General features: G+C 71.9%; 16 protein-coding genes. 5 read left to right on the forward strand and 11 right to left on the reverse strand.

The annotated features are described in order from the left end of the window. Positions 1-10 precede the first annotated feature (10 nt). Positions 11-1,369 carry a gluconate:H+ symporter gene (locus ACFXPL_RS15365; protein ID WP_384918348.1) on the reverse strand — a complete coding sequence of 453 codons (1,359 nt, stop codon included), beginning with the start codon at positions 1,367-1,369 and terminating at the stop codon, positions 11-13. Next, on the reverse strand, positions 1,366-2,856 hold the full coding sequence (locus tag ACFXPL_RS15370; protein ID WP_384918351.1) for a homoserine dehydrogenase: 1,491 nt from the start codon (positions 2,854-2,856) through the stop codon (positions 1,366-1,368). Before ACFXPL_RS15370 ends, ACFXPL_RS15365 begins: the two co-directional genes overlap by 4 nt. A 211-nt stretch (positions 2,857-3,067) precedes the next feature. On the opposite strand from ACFXPL_RS15370, the gene otnK reads away from it, so the two are divergent. The 3 genes from otnK to ACFXPL_RS15385 all read left to right on the forward strand — a co-directional run bounded on the left by otnK (position 3,068) and on the right by ACFXPL_RS15385 (position 6,014). Beyond that, a complete protein-coding gene (otnK, locus tag ACFXPL_RS15375) occupies positions 3,068-4,360 on the forward strand; it encodes a 3-oxo-tetronate kinase (protein WP_384918354.1) in 1,293 nt (430 codons plus the stop codon). Continuing rightward, the gene (locus tag ACFXPL_RS15380) at positions 4,357-5,031 is read left to right on the forward strand and encodes a class II aldolase/adducin family protein (protein WP_384918357.1); all 675 of its coding nucleotides are present in this window, start codon (positions 4,357-4,359) and stop codon (positions 5,029-5,031) included. The genes otnK and ACFXPL_RS15380 overlap by 4 nt, the downstream gene beginning before the upstream one ends. Positions 5,032-5,318: 287 nt before the next feature. Next, a complete protein-coding gene (locus ACFXPL_RS15385; protein WP_384918360.1) occupies positions 5,319-6,014 on the forward strand; it encodes a type 1 glutamine amidotransferase domain-containing protein in 696 nt (231 codons plus the stop codon). 48 nt (positions 6,015-6,062) lie between these two features. Here ACFXPL_RS15385 and ACFXPL_RS15390 read toward each other — a convergent pair whose 3' ends face one another. The 6 genes from ACFXPL_RS15390 to ACFXPL_RS15415 all read right to left on the reverse strand — a co-directional run bounded on the left by ACFXPL_RS15390 (position 6,063) and on the right by ACFXPL_RS15415 (position 10,912). Further along, entirely contained in the window at positions 6,063-6,434 is a 372-nt protein-coding gene (locus ACFXPL_RS15390) for a YybH family protein (RefSeq protein WP_384918363.1), read from the reverse strand. A 43-nt stretch (positions 6,435-6,477) separates the two neighbouring features. Further along, on the reverse strand, positions 6,478-7,191 hold the full coding sequence (locus ACFXPL_RS15395) for an SDR family NAD(P)-dependent oxidoreductase (RefSeq protein WP_384918367.1): 714 nt from the start codon (positions 7,189-7,191) through the stop codon (positions 6,478-6,480). Positions 7,192-7,508: 317 nt separating this feature from the next. Then, a complete protein-coding gene (locus ACFXPL_RS15400) occupies positions 7,509-8,594 on the reverse strand; it encodes a GNAT family N-acetyltransferase (protein WP_384918370.1) in 1,086 nt (361 codons plus the stop codon). 10 nt (positions 8,595-8,604) lie between these two features. Further along, a complete protein-coding gene (gene tdh, locus ACFXPL_RS15405; protein ID WP_384918373.1) occupies positions 8,605-9,633 on the reverse strand; it encodes an L-threonine 3-dehydrogenase in 1,029 nt (342 codons plus the stop codon). After that, on the reverse strand, positions 9,630-10,175 hold the full coding sequence (locus ACFXPL_RS15410) for a pyridoxamine 5'-phosphate oxidase family protein (RefSeq protein ID WP_384918376.1): 546 nt from the start codon (positions 10,173-10,175) through the stop codon (positions 9,630-9,632). Before ACFXPL_RS15410 ends, tdh begins: the two co-directional genes overlap by 4 nt. Continuing rightward, on the reverse strand, positions 10,172-10,912 hold the full coding sequence (locus ACFXPL_RS15415; protein ID WP_384918379.1) for a class I SAM-dependent methyltransferase: 741 nt from the start codon (positions 10,910-10,912) through the stop codon (positions 10,172-10,174). Before ACFXPL_RS15415 ends, ACFXPL_RS15410 begins: the two co-directional genes overlap by 4 nt. A 493-nt stretch (positions 10,913-11,405) precedes the next feature. Here ACFXPL_RS15415 and ACFXPL_RS15420 point away from each other — a divergent pair, with 493 nt between their 5' ends. Continuing rightward, the gene (locus ACFXPL_RS15420) at positions 11,406-12,788 is read left to right on the forward strand and encodes a hypothetical protein (protein ID WP_384918381.1); all 1,383 of its coding nucleotides are present in this window, start codon (positions 11,406-11,408) and stop codon (positions 12,786-12,788) included. Between the two features lie 284 nt (positions 12,789-13,072). Here the strand turns inward: ACFXPL_RS15420 and ACFXPL_RS15425 are convergent, their stop codons facing one another. After that, entirely contained in the window at positions 13,073-14,881 is a 1,809-nt protein-coding gene (locus tag ACFXPL_RS15425; protein WP_384918384.1) for a flavin-containing monooxygenase, read from the reverse strand. A gap of 212 nt (positions 14,882-15,093) precedes the next feature. Here ACFXPL_RS15425 and ACFXPL_RS15430 point away from each other — a divergent pair, with 212 nt between their 5' ends. Beyond that, on the forward strand, positions 15,094-16,116 hold the full coding sequence (locus ACFXPL_RS15430) for an SMP-30/gluconolactonase/LRE family protein (RefSeq protein ID WP_384918387.1): 1,023 nt from the start codon (positions 15,094-15,096) through the stop codon (positions 16,114-16,116). A gap of 15 nt (positions 16,117-16,131) precedes the next feature. On the opposite strand, the gene ACFXPL_RS15435 is transcribed toward ACFXPL_RS15430, so the two are convergent. Both ACFXPL_RS15435 and ACFXPL_RS15440 read right to left on the reverse strand, forming a co-directional pair. Beyond that, positions 16,132-16,719: a TetR/AcrR family transcriptional regulator gene (locus tag ACFXPL_RS15435; protein ID WP_384918390.1), complete on the reverse strand. Its 588-nt coding sequence runs from the start codon at positions 16,717-16,719 to the stop codon at positions 16,132-16,134. Between the two features lie 90 nt (positions 16,720-16,809). Continuing rightward, positions 16,810-16,959, reverse strand: a complete 150-nt coding sequence (locus ACFXPL_RS15440) for a hypothetical protein (RefSeq protein ID WP_384918393.1) — start codon at positions 16,957-16,959, stop codon at positions 16,810-16,812. Between the last annotated feature and the right edge of the window lie 47 nt (positions 16,960-17,006).

Consider the following 17,006-nt stretch of genomic DNA (forward strand, 5'->3'; position numbering starts at 1 on the left):
ACGTGTGTGGTCAGCCGTGCACGAAGACGCTGAGGAGCAGGACACCGCCGAGGCTCAGCAGCGACTGGAGCGACAGCATCAGGGTCCAGGTGCGGAAGGTCTGCGCCACCGACAGCTGGAAGTACTCCTTGAACAGCCAGAAGCCGGAGTCGTTGACGTGCGAGAGCATCACGGCGCCCGAGGCGGTGGCGAGCACCATCAGTTCAGGTGAGGTGCCCGGGTAGGCGCCGAGCAGGGGGGCGACGATACCGGTGGCGGCGGCCGTCGCCACGGTCGCCGAACCGAGGCACACCCGCAGCAGCGCGGCGACCAGCCAGCCGAGCAGCAGCGGCGGTATCGCCCAGCCCACGGCGTAGTCCGAGATCAGCTTGTCGATGCCGGTCTCCGTGAGCATGGCCTTCAGACCGCCGCCCGCGCCCAGGATGAGGATGATGGCGCCCACCGGGCCGAGCCCCTTGGCCGCCATCTTCTGCAGTTGGCCGAGACCGAAGCCGGACCGCACGCCGAGGGCGAAGAAGGCGAAGACGACGGCCGCGAGCAGCGACAGTACGGAGGAGTCGCAGGCGGCGAAGATGTCGTACGGCAGGGTCCCCCCGGCCGTGTTCGCCGTGCCGATCGTACCGATGAGCATGAGGCCGGGCGGCATCAGCACGGTGATCAGGGCGAGAGTGAAGGAGGCCGGCTTGCGGTGGTGCTCGGGCTCCACCACCGTCGACCGGACCGGGCCCTTGTCCAGGTCGGGCGCGGGCCCGAACCAGCGGCCCGCCAGGCGGGTCAGTACGGGACCGGTCAGTACGGCCAGGGGGATGCCGATGATCAGGCCGTACATGATGGTCAGGCCGGTGCTCGCACCGTACGTGGAGACGGCCAGCGTGGGCGCGGGGTGCGGGGGCAGCAGGCCATGGCTGATGTAGAGCCCGGCAGCCATGGGCAGCCCCACGTACAGCAGGTGCGTGTTCGTGCGCTTGGCGACGGTGTACACCAGCGGTACGAGCATCACGAAGCTGACGTCGAACAGGTGCGGCATGCCGATCAGCAGGGCGGCGGCCGTGATGGCCGCGGGGATCCACCGGACGGGCCGGGCACCGATGAAGACGGTGGCGATCCGGTCGGCGCCGCCGGAACCCAGCAGGATCCCGCCGAGCAGGGTACCGAGGCCGATGGTCGGGCCCGTACTGGCCAGCGCGTCGCCGAAGCCGTCCTGGAAGGCCTTGACCGCGGAGGCGGGCGCGATACCGGCGGTGATGCCCAGTCCCAGGGCCGCGAGAGCCAGGGCGAGGAACGGGTGGAGCTTGGCCTTGGTGATGAGCAGGACGAGGACGACGACGGCACCGGCCCCGAGCAGCAGGTGCTGGAGATCGGTGTTCACGCCGGGGTGTTCCCTTCCGTGACCGACGTGACCGACGTGACCGACGTAGCCGTCCCGTTCGCCACGTCCGTCCCGTTCGCCATATCCGTCCCGTTCGCCGCGTCCGGGCAGGGCCGCGCCGCGCGGCCGGACCGCCAGGCGCGCAGCAGTTCGGCGTCGGCGCCCGCGAGGTCGCCGAGGCGGATCAGTTCCCCGGCGGCGACGGGCCGCGCCAGCGTCGTGTGCGCGGCGAGGTAGAGCGGGGCGGTGTCGTCGGGGGCGTCCTCGCCGCGCAGCAGCACCGCCTGGACGCCGGTGACGTCGTGGTGGTGGCCGCCCATGTCGAGCACGGTCCCGGCGGGCAGGTCGGTGCGGGCGCGCCCGGCGAGCACCGCGTGCGCGCGGGGGTCGGTGCCTCCGGAGGGCCGGCCGTGCAGGACGGCCGACAGCAGGGTGACGGGCGCCTCGACGCCCATGAGGTGGTACGGCAGGTAGACCGCCGCGTACCCGCCGTCCGCGCTGACGACGTGGCCCTTCTCCCGGAGCGTCTCCCAGGTCACCGGGTCGCCGGTGCGGACGACGACGAAGACGCCGCCGGCGAAGGATGCCTCGCCGGGCAGCCTCAGGGCGCTGAAGACGTCCACGATCCCGGTGCGGTCGAGGATGCCGCCGTCCTCGCGGAGCCGGTAGACGTCGGCGAGTTCGGCGATGCGGGCCACCGGGTAGTGGAGCAGTTCGGTGTCGGGGCGGAAGCCGGTGTTGTTGGCCACGACGGCCATCTCGCAGTAGTCGGCGGTGGCGCCGGTGGGCAGGGCCGCCACGGCGTCGGCGCGGGCGGCGAGGGTGGCGCGTACGTCGCCGCCCAGCTCCAGCAGACCGGCCAGTTCCGGCGCGTGCACGGTGGTGTCGAGCTGGGTGACCGTGCCGGTGCGCGGGTCGTGCACCAGGTCGTACTCCGAGGACTTGCCGATGGCGACGATGTCGAGGCCGAGCAGTTCGGCCCAGGTGACCAGGCCGATGAGGTTGGCCGGCTGGTCGCCGTCGGCCGTCGTGTAGACCAGGCCCCTGTCCTCGGCGAGGCCCGCCAGATACAGGCCGGCGACGGAGTCGACCTCCTTGCTGACCATCGCCACGTGCCGGCCCTCGGTGAGGGCACGCTCCGCCATGGCGAAGCCGTCGGCGGGGCTGCCGGTGGCCTCGACCAGGATGTCCCAGGGCGCGGCGGTCAGCAGGGCGGCGTCGGCGACCAGGGCGATCCGCTCCCCCGCGGTCGCCTCCGCGACGGCGGCCGCGTCGTGGCAGTCGGCCAGTTCGGTGTCGCGGTAGCCGAGTTCGGCCAGCATGCCGCGGAGCCGGGGCAGGTCACGGTCGCACAGGACGACCGGGGCGAGCCCCGGCAGCGAACGGCTCTGGGCCAGGAGGGTCCGCGCGAAGCCACCCCCGGCGCCCGTCAGTGCGTACCGCACCGTCCGGTCGCCTCCGTCGGCGAACAAGTGACGCAGGTTCATGGGCTCTCCTCGATGAGCGCGCAAAACAGGGGTGGTGCTTCTGGCGTGGTCGGCGAAGCGACGGGCTGGTGAGCGCACGCGGGAAGAAGCAGCGGGTTAACAACAAGTATCACCAGATCCCATTCCCGTAAAGACTGGTAACATAAATTCACAGATCATCACGGTCGGCCGGTCGGGCCGCACCGGGACCCGCACCCACGCAGGAGATTTGATGCCGACCCTCGGGGCCATCGCAGACGACTTCACGGGCGCCACCGACCTTGCCACGATGCTGGTGGCGCGAGGATTCCGGACCGTGGTCGCCGTCGGGTCCGACGCCCTCGACGCCTCCTCGCCGGGGGGCGGACACGACGCCCTCACCGGCGCCGACGCGGTCGTGGTGGCGCTGAAGACGCGCACCGCACCGGCCGAGGAGGCGGTCACCCTCTCCCTCCGGGCCCTGCGCGGCCTGCGCGCGCTCGGCTGCGCGCGCTTCTACTTCAAGTACTGCTCCACCTTCGACTCCACGCCCCGCGGCAACATCGGCCCGGTCACGGACGCCCTGCTCGACGCGCTCGGCGCACACCGCACCGTCGTCGTCCCGTCGTTCCCCGCGACCGGCCGCACGGTCTACCGAGGTCGCCTCTTCGTCCACGACGACCTGCTGGACGAGAGCCCGATGCGGCACCACCCCCTCACCCCGATGCGCGACTCCCGCGTCCAGCGGCTCCTGGAGCCGCAGACCGCCCACCCGGTCTCCCGTATCGCCCTGGAGACGGTCCGCTCCGGTGAGGACGCGCTGCGCGCCGCGCTCGACGAGCCCGCGCGGGCGGACGCGCTCACCGTGGTGGACGCCGTCGACGACCGGGACCTGGCCGTCATCGCCGGGGCCACCAGCGGTCTGCCCCTGGTCACCGGCGCCGCCGGCCTCGCGGTGGGCCTCACCGGCCCGCACCCCGGCGAGGCGCGGGCCCGGCCCGCCTCCCGCCCCGGCGACCCCGGCGTGGTCCTCGCGGGAAGCGCCTCCGCGGCCACCCGCGCCCAGGTCGTCCACGCCCTCGGCCGGCTGCCGCACCGCCGGCTCGACCCGGCCGCGCTCCGCAGCGACTTCGACACCGCCGTCACCGGCCTGACCGGCTTCGTACGCGAAAGCTGGCGTACCGACCCCGGACTGCCACCCCTGATCTACACCGTCGCCACCCCGGAGGACATCGAGACGGACCCGCCGGCCGACGCGGAACCCGCCGCCGAACTCGTCGAACGGGCCCTGGCCCGCTGCGCCGTGGACCTCGTCGACGCCGGGGCCCGGCGCCTCCTCGTGGCCGGCGGTGAAACCTCCGGCGCCGTCGTCACCGCGCTGCGCGCCCGCACCCTGGAGATCGGCGCGCCCATCGCCCCCGGCGTCACCTGGGCCAGGAGCGAGACGTTCCCGACCGGCCGGCCCATCGCCCTCGACCTCGCGCTGAAGTCCGGCAACTTCGGCGGCACCGACATCTTCACCCAGGCATGGGAGCAGCTCGTATGACCGCCGCCCGGCACGAACTCGCCCGCGCCGCCGCGCATCTGGCGTCCCTCGGCCTGAGCCCCGGCTCGTCCGGCAACATCAGCGTCCGCGAGGGCGACCGGATTCTCATCACGCCGACCGGCGCGGACCTCGCCGACCTCGCCCCGGACGCCCTGTCGGTCCTGAACCTCGACGGCGGCCATGCCGAAGGGCCCCGGCCCTCCAAGGAGTTCCCGCTCCACCTGGCGTTCTACCGGCGTGAGCCCGCCACCCGGGCCGTCGTCCACCTGCACTCCCGCCAGGCCACCGCCGTGTCCTGCCGCCCGGCGTGGTCCGGCCGCAGCGCCCTGCCCCCGCTCACCCCGTACTTCGTCATGCGCGTCGGCCAGACCCCGCTGCTGCCCTACGCTCCCCCGGGCGACCCCGCCCAGGCGGCGGCGCTGGAACGGCTGCCGTTCCCCTGCCGCGCCGCCCTCCTGCAGAACCACGGCCCCGTCGTCGCCGGCACCAGCCTGCGCGCCGCCACCGAGGCCGCGGTCGAGATCGAGGAGGTCTCGGCGCTGCTCCTGCTCCTGGGGACGCACCCCACGCGGCTGCTGACCTCGGCACAGGCCGCGGCGCTGGCGGAGAAGTACGGGTCGTACTGGACGGAGGAAGCCGCCCGCGACGGGGCGACGGTCCCGGCGCGCTGACCGTTCGCGCCCGCCGTCCACCGGCCCCTACCGGCCCCGCTCCCGCCAGGTGGGCGCACCGCTCGGTGTCGCCCACCCGGACCGCCTCGTCGGCCTCGCTCATCGTGGCGCACAGACGGTCCAGTTCGGGTACCCGGCCGCGCAGGGCCGAGCGTTTCGGGCGGAGTGACGGCGGATCGGCGCCGTCCCGGTCCGCGTCGTCACCGGGACGTGCCAAACATGCGTCCGACTGGACGCGTGTTTACGATGGAAAAGGCCGATTCCGACTTGTCGTGAGGAGGCGCGCGATGGCGAAAGTGCTGTTCATAGTGAGCGGAGCCACGTACTGGGTGCTCAAGGACGGCACCAGGTACGCGACAGGCTACTGGGCCGAGGAATTCGCGACCCCGTACAAGATGATGACGGACGCCGGCCAGGAGGTCGTGGTCGCGACCCCCGGCGGAGTCACCCCGAATGTGGACATGATGAGCCTGCGCCCGTCGATGGCGGGCGGAGAACAGGGAGCCCTCGATCTTGAGGCGATCATCCGTGACGCGGAGGTGATGCGCCGGCCGCTGCAGCTGTCGGACGTGCGCCTCGAAGACTACGACGCGGTCTATCTGCCGGGCGGGCACGGTCCGATGTCGGACCTGGCCTTCGACGCCGACGCGGGCCGGCTGCTGACGGCGCAGCTCGCCTCGGGAAACCCCCTCGCGATCGTCTGCCACGCCCCCGCCGCGATGCTGGCCACCAGGATCCACGGGAAGTCGCCCTTCAAGGGCCGCAAGGTCACGGGCTTCGCCAACGAAGAGGAGGAGGGGGTGGGACTGGCCTCCAGGGCGACCTGGCTGCTGGAGGACGACCTGAAGGACAAGGTCGGCGTGGAGTACAGCCGCGGCGAGACCTGGAAGCCGTACATGGTGGAGGACCGCAACCTCATCACCGGGCAGAATCCCGCTTCCGCGGCGGTTCTGGGGGAGCGCCTGCTGAAGATCCTCGCGTGAGCGCGTCACCGACCGCACCGGCGATCCGTCGGATCCGGATGCCGGGCGTCAGGGCAGCGGGGAAACCTGGTAAAGGGCGATGTACCAGTCGCCCGCGAGGCGTTGCACCAACAGGCTCAGGTTGACGGTCAGCGGGGGCCTGTCGGGGAAGGCGAACTCGACACTCTGATAGCCGAGTACGAGGTCGTCGGTGAGCCCGCGTGTCTCCAGGATCCGGTAGCGCGCGGTCATCCCCCTGGGCTGGGAGTCGTAGTACGCCGCGACACCCGGCCGCCCCACGCTGTAGGGGTGCAGACCCTGGAAGATGGCGTCCTCGGTGAAGCGGGCGGCGACCTGCCCGGGTTCGTGTGCGTCGACCGCCGCCTTCCACCGGTCGAGGACGCCGCGCAGGATGGTCTCGTTGTCCGTGGTGCCGGTCATGGGGCTTCTCCTGTCGGTCGGACGCGTGGGGAGGACAAGGCTGTCAGTGCCCCGCGCTCTGTCCGCCGTCGACGTGCGAGATCTCGCCGGTGACGAACGGTGCCTGCTCCAGGTAGAGGACGGCCCGCACGACGTCGTCGACCTCGCCCATCCGCCGGACCGGGTGGAGCGCGGCCTGGAGGCCGCCGGGGTCGGTGGGGTGCATCGAGGACCGGATGACGCCGAGGGCCACGGTGTTCACCCGGATTCCGCGGGTGGCGTACTCGATCGCCAGCGACTTGGTGACCGCGTTCAGCCCGCCCTTCGTCAGGGACGTGAGTGCCCCGGACACCCGGGCGTCGGCGTTGTCCACCAGGCTGGTGGAGATGTTCACGACGTGGCCGCCGCCGTCCCGGGTGAGCATCGCGGCGATCACGCTGCGGGACATGTTGACGAAGCCGTACAGGTTCACTCCGGCCATCGACCCGTAGTCGTCGTCGGTGTACTCGGTGAAGGGTTTGGCGACGAAGAGCCCGGCGACGTTGACCAGCGTGTCGATACGGCCGAACCGGTCCATGGTGACCTCGGTGATCCGCGCGCCGGTACCGGGCTCGGCGACATCGGCGGGCACGACCAGCACGTCGGGGTCGCTCGACGGCTGGACGGAGCGGGCGGTCGCGGTGACCGCGTAACCGAGCCCGCGGTAGGCCTCGACCACGGCTGCCCCGATACCCCGTGAGGCTCCTGTGACGACGGCGACCTTCTGCGTGGTGTCCATGGGGGGATTTTCGCCGCATTCGCCCCGGTCGGGTGTGAACACAGGAGGTGTGTCGTCACGCGGAGGAGGGGCGGACGGAAGGCGCTGTTCCGCACCCGGCTCCGGCCGCGCCAAGGCCCGCTCCGTCCACCCCGGGAGGACCGAGCACATCAGCCGTCCGCTCGCCGGCGACCTGGAACCCGATCAGGACGTCGCGTCCTCGGATGCCGCGCGGGCGAGGGTGTCCGCGCTGACGGCGTTCCTGGCCCCGTACCGGGACAGGCCGCCCGCGGGGGACGCCCCCACGGTACGGGGCGGCGCGAACCAAGAGGCCGGCGTCACGGACCGCCGAGCCGGGCGGTCGAGGTGGCGCGCGGTCCCCCGCCCGGTCGTCCCCCTTCCGGTACGGCATCGGCGAAGTAGGCGCGGAGCACCCGGGGGTGGAGCCCGTACCGCCGCTTGAACGTGGGGTTGCGGCGGCCGAGTTCGACCCACTCGCGGCCCGAGGCCCATGCCTCCCGCATCACATGCGCGTACGCCACGTAGAAGGGGCTGTACCCCGGGGTGTCCTTCTGGGCGTATCCGACCGCCCAGTAGTGGAGCCGGGTGTCGTCGGTGAGGGTGAGCGCGGAGGCGATCGGCCGGTCCCCGACGCGTAGTTCCACCGCCCGGGCACAGTCGCCGAGCTCCAGGACGAAGTCCTGGAAGAGGCCGGGCCGGTAGTAGTCGGAGTTGCCGAACTTCGCCGCGGTGGTGCGGGCCAGCCGGACGAACGTGTCCAGGTCCGCGTTCCGCGCGTCGCACGTGCGGACGGTGACTCCGGCCCTGTCGGCCTCGCGCAGGTCGTGCCTGAGGTTCTGCCTCGCCTTGCTCTTGAGCGCGTTGCCGAGGTAGTCGTCGAACCCGTCGTAGTCGTCGAGGGTCAGTCCCCACCCCACGTCGATGTCCACGCCGGTGAACCCGGCGTCGGGCAGCAGCGTGCCCAGCGGTCCTTCGGCGTCCGCGTTGACGATGCCGCACAGGCGCGCGCCCCACTGCTCCGCCACCTCCCGCAGCGCGCTCACCGCGCGCCGGGCGGCGGACCGGCTCCCGGGACCGGGACGTACCGGCAGGACGCTGTCGTAGCAGTGCCAGGCATGGCTGAGCAGCACGGTCCGGCCGACCGCGTGGGGGTGGTGATCGGCGATGACGCGCATCGGGTCGACATCGCGTTGCAGATAGGCGGGCAGCGCGGCGTGGACCTGCCCCGACTCGTCCTCGACCAGGAGATACGCGGTGCGCAGGACCGGGTGCAGCGGGTGCTTCTCGAAGGCGCGCAGGAAGGGGCGGCGGTAGAAGACGGGGGCGCGGGCCGCCGTCATCAGGTCGTCCCAGCGCTCATCGATGTCGTCGATGGTGGTGTGGACTCGTACGGTGAAGTGCATGACGGCTCCTTCAGTCCCTCGGGGCCCAGTCGAGAATGACCTTGCCCGCGTCGCCCCGCGCGGCGGTGGCGAAGGCCTTCTCGTACTCGTGCGCGGCGAAGTGGTCGGTGACGGCGAACGACAGGTCCAGGCCGTCGTCGAGCAGGCCGGCCATGGTGTGCCAGGTGTCGAAGACCTTGCGGCCGCTGATTCCCTGGATGGTCAGCATGCGCAGCGAGATGTCCGACCAGTCGGTGGGTACGTCCTCGTCGGGCAGCCCGAGGGCGGCGATCCGGCCGCCGTGCGCCATGGCGGCGATCAGTTCGCTCTGGGCGGACGGATTGCCGGACATCTCGAATCCGATGTCGAAGCCCTGGTCCTGGCCGAGTGCCGCGGGATCGATGGGCTGTTCACCTGCCTGGACGACGAGATGGGCGCCCGCCCGCCGGGCGAGGTCGAGCCGGAAGGGGCTGAGATCGCTGACCGCGATCAGGCGTGCGCCCCGGTGCCGGGCGACGGCGGCGGCCATGGCGCCGATCGGCCCCGCTCCGGTGACCAGGACCGTTCGATCGCGCAGGGGGAAGGCGTCGGCGACGTGAACGGCGTTGCCGAAGGCGTCGAACATGGCCGCGACATCCAGGGAGACACCGGGACGGTGCACCCAGACGGACTCCGCCGGCAGCACGAGGTACTCCGCGAAGGCGCCGTCACGCTGTACCCCGAGTCCCTGTGCCGCGCGGCACAGATGTTTGCGGTCGGCCCGGCAGTTGACGCACCTGTTGCACGTCAGATGTCCTTCCGCGCTGACGAGCTGGCCGGGCAGCAGCCCCCCGACGCCGGGTCCGACAGCCTCGATCTCGCCGACGAATTCATGGCCGATGACGCGTGGCGTGCTGACCGTCCGCGTCGCCCAGGGGTTTCCCTCGAAGATGTGCAGGTCCGTACCGCAGATGCCGGTGCGCAGCACCCGGACGAGGACGTCGTGGCGTTCCGGTACGGGCGTCGGGACATCGGCGTACTCAAGCCCTTCGCCGGGCCCTTGCTTGACGAGCGCCTTCACCGGGCACCCGCCGAGGAGTCCGTGGCGGGCGTCGGGAGGCCGGTGATCGCGTCCAGCGGAACGGGGACGCGCTGGTCGTTCTTGTCCACGAGCCACTGGTCGATGTCGAGCAGCCACCACCGCTGGATTTCGAGGAGGTAGAAACGGCGGTGGCCCTCGTCCCTGAACTCCTCCAGGGGTAAGCGCCATTGGCGGCGGACTTCCTCGTCCGGGAAGTTCCGCTCGTAGTACCAGCTACTGAGTGCGTCGAGTTCTTCCGGTTCGACCGGCCGTGCCGTGGCGGTGAACTGAGCGCCGTCCAGACCCAGTCCGGGCAGTCCGGTCAGGTAGATCGAGCCGGAGACCCGCGGGTCGGCCTCGATGTTGCGGGAGTGCCGGGCACGGCGCAGCGAGTACCACAGCAGTTGCAGAGGGCCGCGCAGCGGAACGTAGTTGACGGTGGAGGCCCAGGGCCCGTCGGGGCCGTGGGTGGCCAGGGTGGTGAACCGGGCGTTCTCGATGAGGAAATCGCTGCGCCTGATGAGTTCGGGCAGTGGTGTCATGACGGTTCGGTCTCCTTACGGGTGTCGAGGATCGCGGCGTGCGGCGCGGAGAGGTAGGGCTCCCAGAACTCGGGCGGTCCGGCGGCTGCCGCGGGGGCCAGACGGTGCCGCCGCCACCGGACGGGGCCGAATCCGGCCTCCCGCAGCGCCTCTTCCAGGGTCGCCGCGCTCCAGTAGCGGGCTGTGACGTGGATGTCGTGGCCGCCGAAGCAGAGTTGGAGGTCCACCGGGGAGCCGTCCACGAGGTCGCCGCCGGTGTTCAGGCGGAAGCCGTAGCGTTCGTAGTGAGCGGGATCGCGGTGGACCTCGGGGTGGATGGGCAGGGTGATGAACCTGCCGCCCGGCCGCAGGGCCCCGGCGGCGGTCCGGCACAGGCCGACGAGTTCCTGGTACGTGGTGGCGTACGGCAGTACGTAGACGCCCAGGACCAGGTCGAAGTCGCCTGCCAGGTCGGCCGGCAGGCGGCCGTCGACGTAGCTGATGCCCAGCCGTTCGCCGGATTCGCGGGCGCGGGCGTGCTCGATCATTCCGTCGGATTCGTCGAGACCCACGACCCGTCCGGCGCCGTGCCGGGCCAGCGCCCGGTCGTACACGCCGCTTCCGCAGCCCATGTCCAGGATCCGGAGACGGGAAGGATCGCCCATCTCCCCCAACACGCTGGGGAATTCGAGTTCTCGGCGGAAGGGGAGCCGGGAGAACTCCTCGTAGATCTCTGCGAGGTCGTCGAATTGCGTCATCGAAGGGCACTCCTCTTTCTCTGGAGGTGTTTCTCTGAAGCTGTTTTCTCCGGAGGTGTTTTCTCCGGAGACGCAGGGAGCGGTCGCGCTCCGGGGAGGCGCTTGCCCGGCCCGCTCGGCGGGATACGCGTCGTCGGCCGACGATGCGTGCCCGCGTTGAACGCTTGCGTGTTTGTGAAGCGGATCGCTCCCGCCGAAGCCCGAAGCCCGGGGTTCAGCGCTCAGGGCTCAGGGCTCAGGGCTCAGGGCCCGGTGGACGCGAAGGCGGCCTCGGGGCGGCCTCGGGGCAGAAGCGGAGAATTGTCGGTCAGGGGCTCCCGCCGTGACTGCTTGAGCGGGATGATGGGCCCGAGACCGGAAACGACGTCGTACGGTGGCCCATTGGCCGGCTCCTGGACCTGAGCAGCCGTGACCGACGCGCCCAACCGTCCGACGCGGGCGCCGTCATGAGCCTGACGGACGTGAACAGGGCGCATCCCGAGGAGGCAGGGTCGTGGCACGCGGTCAGCCCAATCCCCGTCTCGCCGCCCTGCTCGGCGAGGCCGGCTGGAGCGCGGCGGAGCTGGCGAGGGCCGTCAACGGCCTGGGGGCCGCGCAGGGCCTTCCGCTGCGCTACGACCGCACCTCGGTCGCCCACTGGCTGGCCGGATCCCGCCCCCGGCCGCCCGTCCCCGCCCTGGTCGCATCGGCGTTCAGCCGTCGCAGTGGCCGTCTGGTCGCCGTGGAGGAAACCGGCCTCGCGCGGCACGGCCCCGCGTCCGGCGACCCGCTCCCGCCCCGTCGGTCCGCACAGGACGATGTCCTGGACCGGCTGGCGGCCCTGTGCCGCGCCGATGCCGACCCCGCGCGCCGGGTGCCGCTGGCCGGTTCCGCCTACAGCCTCGTCGCCGCCGCCGAGCCCGCCTGGCGCCGAGTCCGTCCCGCCGGCCCCACTCCGGGGCGGGCGCCCGCCCTGGTCCCCCGGGCCACCACCGCGGACCTCCAGAGAATGCGCTGGATGATCCTGGTCTGCGCGGATCTCATGGAACGTCACGGCGGAGCCCACGCGCGCACCGCCGTGACGGCCTACATCGCCGACGACACGAACAGTGTGCTGGCCGCTCCGGCCCCGCCCGCACTGCGCCGGGACCTGTTCACCGGAGCGGGACAACTCACGCATCTACTGGGCCGTATGAGTATGGACGCCGGCCACCAGGGCCTGGCGCAGCACTACTTCACCGCCTCGCTGGGCCTGGCGCGTGAGGCCGACGACCGCCGCCTCTACGCGATCACCTTGCGCGCCATGAGTCTCCAGGCGCTGCACCTCGGGTTCCTTGAGCAGGCGTGGCACCTCGCCGACGCCGCCGTGGACTCCGCCGGTTCGCGTACCGACCCGTCCACCCGGGCCTTCCTGCTGAGCCAGCGCGGCCTCTCCCACGCGCACGCGCGGCACCGTCGCGAGGCCGTCGGTGATCTCGTGACGGCCGAGGCCCAGCACGACCGCGCGACCAGCCCGGCCGGACCCTTCACCGCCTATCCGCGTCCAGGGCTCGACTATCAGCGGGGCCGGGCCCTCCTGGCCCTGGGGGATCCGGTGCGGGCGGTACAGGCCCTGGGCACGGCGGCCGGAGCCCGCGCCGGCGACCGGCACAGATCCAGTGCTCTCACCCGCGCGCGGCTCGCGGAGACCCTCCTGGCCCTGGGGCGTCTGGAGGAGTCATGCGTCCACTGGCATGTCTTCCTCGATCACTACCCGAGCCTGCGCTCGGTCACCGCGGACCGTGCTCTCCGCCATCTGCGCACGTCCTTGCGGGGGTTCCGCCGGCAGCCGCACGCCGCCGCCGTACTCCGACGCGCCCGGGCCCTCACCCCGCGCCCCGGGCAGCAGGTCCTCTGAGCCGGCCGGAGCGCGGGGAGGTCCGGTGGTCGGCGACGGCGCGCCCGCGGGCGGACCACCGGCCGTGGCCGGAGGGCTGAAGGCAAAGGGATCGTCCATGCCCGATGTCTACTCCGCCGCCGTGCGGGTCGGTGGACGGACGGCGCACGGGGCGTGCGGAACAACCCGCAGAATCGTTCTTCGCCTGCGCCATCTGCCCGCGCGCGGGCAGATGGCGGCTGCGGCCGGCCCGTTCGCGGAACCACGTCCGCCCGGGCCGGCCTGGAGCGTTCCCGACGCGCGCCCTAGAACTGCTGGGGAGCCCTGGCCCTCAGGATCTCGTCCATGGACTCCGCACGCCATCGCTTCAGGAGTTCGTGGAAGGCGAACGCGCCGTGGGGGTAGGCGATCGGGCCGTTCGGCCGGCCGCGCCCTTCGCGGTTGTAGTAGCCGGGGGTGCATTCGGCGTGGAACCACTCGTGGTCGGGGGCGTCCTCGGCCAGGACGGCGATCCAGGCGTCCTCGGCCTCACGGGGCGGTTCGATGAGGGCGCCCTTGGCTTCGGCGCCCGCGACGAGGGCGGCGGCATGGACGGCCTGCTCGTCCAGGATGTGCGTGAAGTTGACGCTGCTGGCGTTCTGCAGGGAGCCCATCTGGATCAGGTTCGGGAAGCCGTTGCTGGTGAAGCCGTGCACCGAGCGCGGCCCCTGTCGCGCGAAGGCGTGCAGCAGTTGGGTGCCGTCCCGGCCGTGGACGGGGAGCTTGCCGGAGTGGATGCCGGAGGTCCCGACGGAGAATCCGGTGGCGAAGATCAGGCAGTCGAGTTCGTAGGTGGTGCCACCGACTACGACGCCGCCTTCGGTGATGCGCTCGATGCCGTGGGTGTCCGCGGTGTCGACCAGGGTGACGTTGTCACGGTTGAACGCCGGGTAGTACTTGTCGGAGAAGGTGGGGCGCTTGCAGGCGTACCGGTACCAGGGCTTGAGCTTCTCCGCCGTGCCCGGGTCGGTGACGGTCTGCTCGACGCGGGCGCGTAGCTCGTTCATCTTGGCGGCGTCGGCGGCCTCGTAGGCGGCTTCGAAGGCTTTACGGTCGCCCTGGCGGCGGAAGCTCGGCAGAAGCTTCTCCAGCAGACCCGCCGACATGGTCCAGCGGTCCGCCACCAGATCCTGTTCGGCTGTCTCACCGGAGACGATACGGAGGTAGTTGTCGCGGCGTTCGCCGGCCCAGCCCTCGTGGTCGGCGCCGACATCGCCCGCGGTGGTGCGGCGGTTGGCGCGTACGTCCACGGTGGAGGGGGTGCGCTGGAAGACGTAGACGTGCCCGGCGTCCTCGGCCAGCATCGGGATGACCTGGATGCCGGTGGCGCCGGTGCCGATGATGCCCACCCGCTTCCGCGCGAGGCCGGTCATGCCGCCGTCCGGGGTGCCGCCGGTGTAGCCGTAGTCCCACCGCGACGTGTGGAAGGTGTGGCCCTTGAAGTCCTCGATGCCGGGTATCCCGGGGAGCTTCGGTTCGGACAGGGTGCCGGTGGCGGTGACGACGTACGTGGCCCGGAACGCGTCGCCGCGGTCGGTGGCCACGATCCAGGTCTCGGACGCCTCGTCCCAGGTCAGCGAGGTGACCGCGGTGGAGAACAGGGCGTCCGCGTAGAGGTCGAACTTCGATGCGATCCGCACGGCGTGACGGCGGATCTCCTCGCCGGGAGCGTACTTCCACTCCGGCACGTATCCGGTCTCGTCGAGCATGGGCAGGTACACGTGCGACTCGATGTCGCAGTGGATGCCCGGGTAGCGGTTCCAGTACCAGGTGCCCCCGAAGTCGCCGCCCTTCTCGACGATCCGGACGCGCTCCAGGCCCTGCCGGCGCATATGGGCCCCGGCGAGGATGCCGCCGAATCCGCCACCGAGCACGGCGACGTCGACCGTGTCGTGCAGCGGCTCGCGCTCGGCCACGTCCCCCACGTACGGATCGGCGGCGTAGTAGCCGAACTCCGCGTCGGTGTCCCGGTACTGGAGGGCGCCGTCGGGCCGTACGCGCCGCTCACGTTCGAGGTGGTAACGCTGCCTCAGTGCGGCGAGTTCGTCGGGGGCGGGCGCGTGGGGGGTCGTCATGCGGGGGCCTCGATCCTGTGGGTCAGCTGTCGTACCGGCCGCCCCGGACGAGCGGCCTTCCGCTACGGTAGCAACTACCGGACACTGATGTCCGGTTGGACGCGGGTGCACCGCCGCACCCGGGACGAGCGCGTCCGCGCCCCCGGCGGGCGCACGCGCACCTCCCTGCCGACGGCACCCGCACACAGCGGACAGGAAGAGTGATTCCCCCCATGCGACGACTCCCGATCCGATCCCTCGCCGTGCTCGCCTCGGTCGGCATGCTGACGCTCACCGGATGCGGTACGGACACCGGCGCCCCGGCCGATACGGCGGCCGCCTCCACGGGCAAGGACAGGACCATCCGCGCGCAGAAGGTCATGCAGCTCACGCGGGTGCACGAGGAGACCGGGATGACCCTGCTGGAGGGTCCGACCTTCGGCAAGGACGGTGGCCTGTACGTCGTCGACGTCACCGCGCCCGCCGGCGAGCCGAAGGTGATTCGGATCGACGTCGAGAAGAAGACGTCGCGCGGCGTCCACACCGACGGCCGAGGCGCCTACACCTCGGCCCAGTTCAGCCCGTACGACGGACGGCTCTACCTGACCGACTTCGCCCACGGCGAGGTCGTGAGCCTGGCCCCGGACGGCGGCGATCCGCGGACCTTCTTCTCCGGCGAGGTCGACGGAGCGCGGATGAACCCCGACGACATCGCCTTCGACGAGGAGGGCAACCTGTACGTCAGCGACTCGCGGGGCCTCTCCGAGGGCGAGGAGCACGGCCGCGTGGTGCGGATCGACCGCGACGGGAAGAAAGCCACCGTCCTCGCCGACGGACTGGCCGCGACGAACGGCGTCTCGTTCGACGTGGAGTACCGCGGGCTGTGGATCAGCGAACTCACCCAGAACCGGATCTCCTACCTCCGCCTCGACGGAAAGGGAGGGGTGGCTTCCCGGCACACCGCCATCCGCGTCGACGGCGGGATCGCCCAGACCGACTCGATCGCCGTGGACGCCGACGGCAACCTCTACCAGGCGCTGCACGGCCGTGCCGCGATGGTCGTGTACGACCGGCACGGTGAGCGCCTGGCGACGGTCGAGATCCCCGGCCGCGCCGAAGGGCTGGAGTCGGCGACGAACGTGGCGATCACGCCCGGCGGGACCAAGGCGTACATGACCGTCAGCGGGCCCGCCGGAGGATACCTGTACACCTTCGACGCGCCGGCGGAAGGCATCCGGCAGTCCAACGGCGGCTGACACACCGCCGCGCCCTCACCCTCCGAAGGGCCGTACCGGTCCCACCTCGACGTCGAGCAGTCGCCAGGCCGTCAGCGCTCGGCGCTCCCGCTCCGCGCGGGTGGGGCCGGTGACGGCGCCGGAGACCATGGCGATCGCCAGCATGAGGTCGTTCGCCGCCCCCAGCCGATGACCGTCCGGCAGCTCTGCCCGCAGGGCACGCTCGACCCGCTCGGAGAGGGCCAGGGCGTACGCGCGGATGTCGGGGCGGCTCGCCTCACCGGCGTGCAGGAGGCCGATGAAGGCCGCCGACTCCGTCAGGTGCCAGGTCAGCACACCGAGGACTCCGGCGAAGGCCAGGGGCTCGGCGGCGGCCGCCTTCTCGACCTGCCGCACGTTCTCCTCCAGGACCGCGGTCGCCACGGCGGCCCGGTCGGGAAAGTGCCGGTACAGAACGCCCTGCCCGACCCCGGCCCGGCGCGCGATCGCGGAGAACGGGGCGTCCAGGCCGTGCTCGGCGTAGATCTCCCGCGCGGCGGTGACCAGAGCGGCCCGATTGCGGGCAGCGGCCTTCGGCCCGTCGTTCGCGGGCCGCCGCTCGTTCGGCGTGGGATGCTGCGTCACCCCGGAAGGGTAGCCCCCGGCCGGGCCGTACGTCGGGCCGGACCACCGCGCGGCCCCGCGGACCGGGGCCCGCGGTTCCCGGCCTGTCGGTCAGCAGGCGGAGTTGGTCCGGGTGAGCAGGCCGAGCCGTCGCGGCAGTGTGTCGTAGTCACCGCTCGCGCCGGGGTCCAGGCCCTGGTACACGTACTGCGGCTCGCAGGCGGGGATCGTCGGCGTCCGGTCGTAGCCCGCCGGGATCATCTCGAACGCGGACCGGCGCTCCGGGCAACCTGGATGGCGGAAGCCCC

The organism is Streptomyces sp. NPDC059092, from assembly GCF_042756365.1.
Lineage (GTDB): Bacteria > Actinomycetota > Actinomycetes > Streptomycetales > Streptomycetaceae > Streptomyces.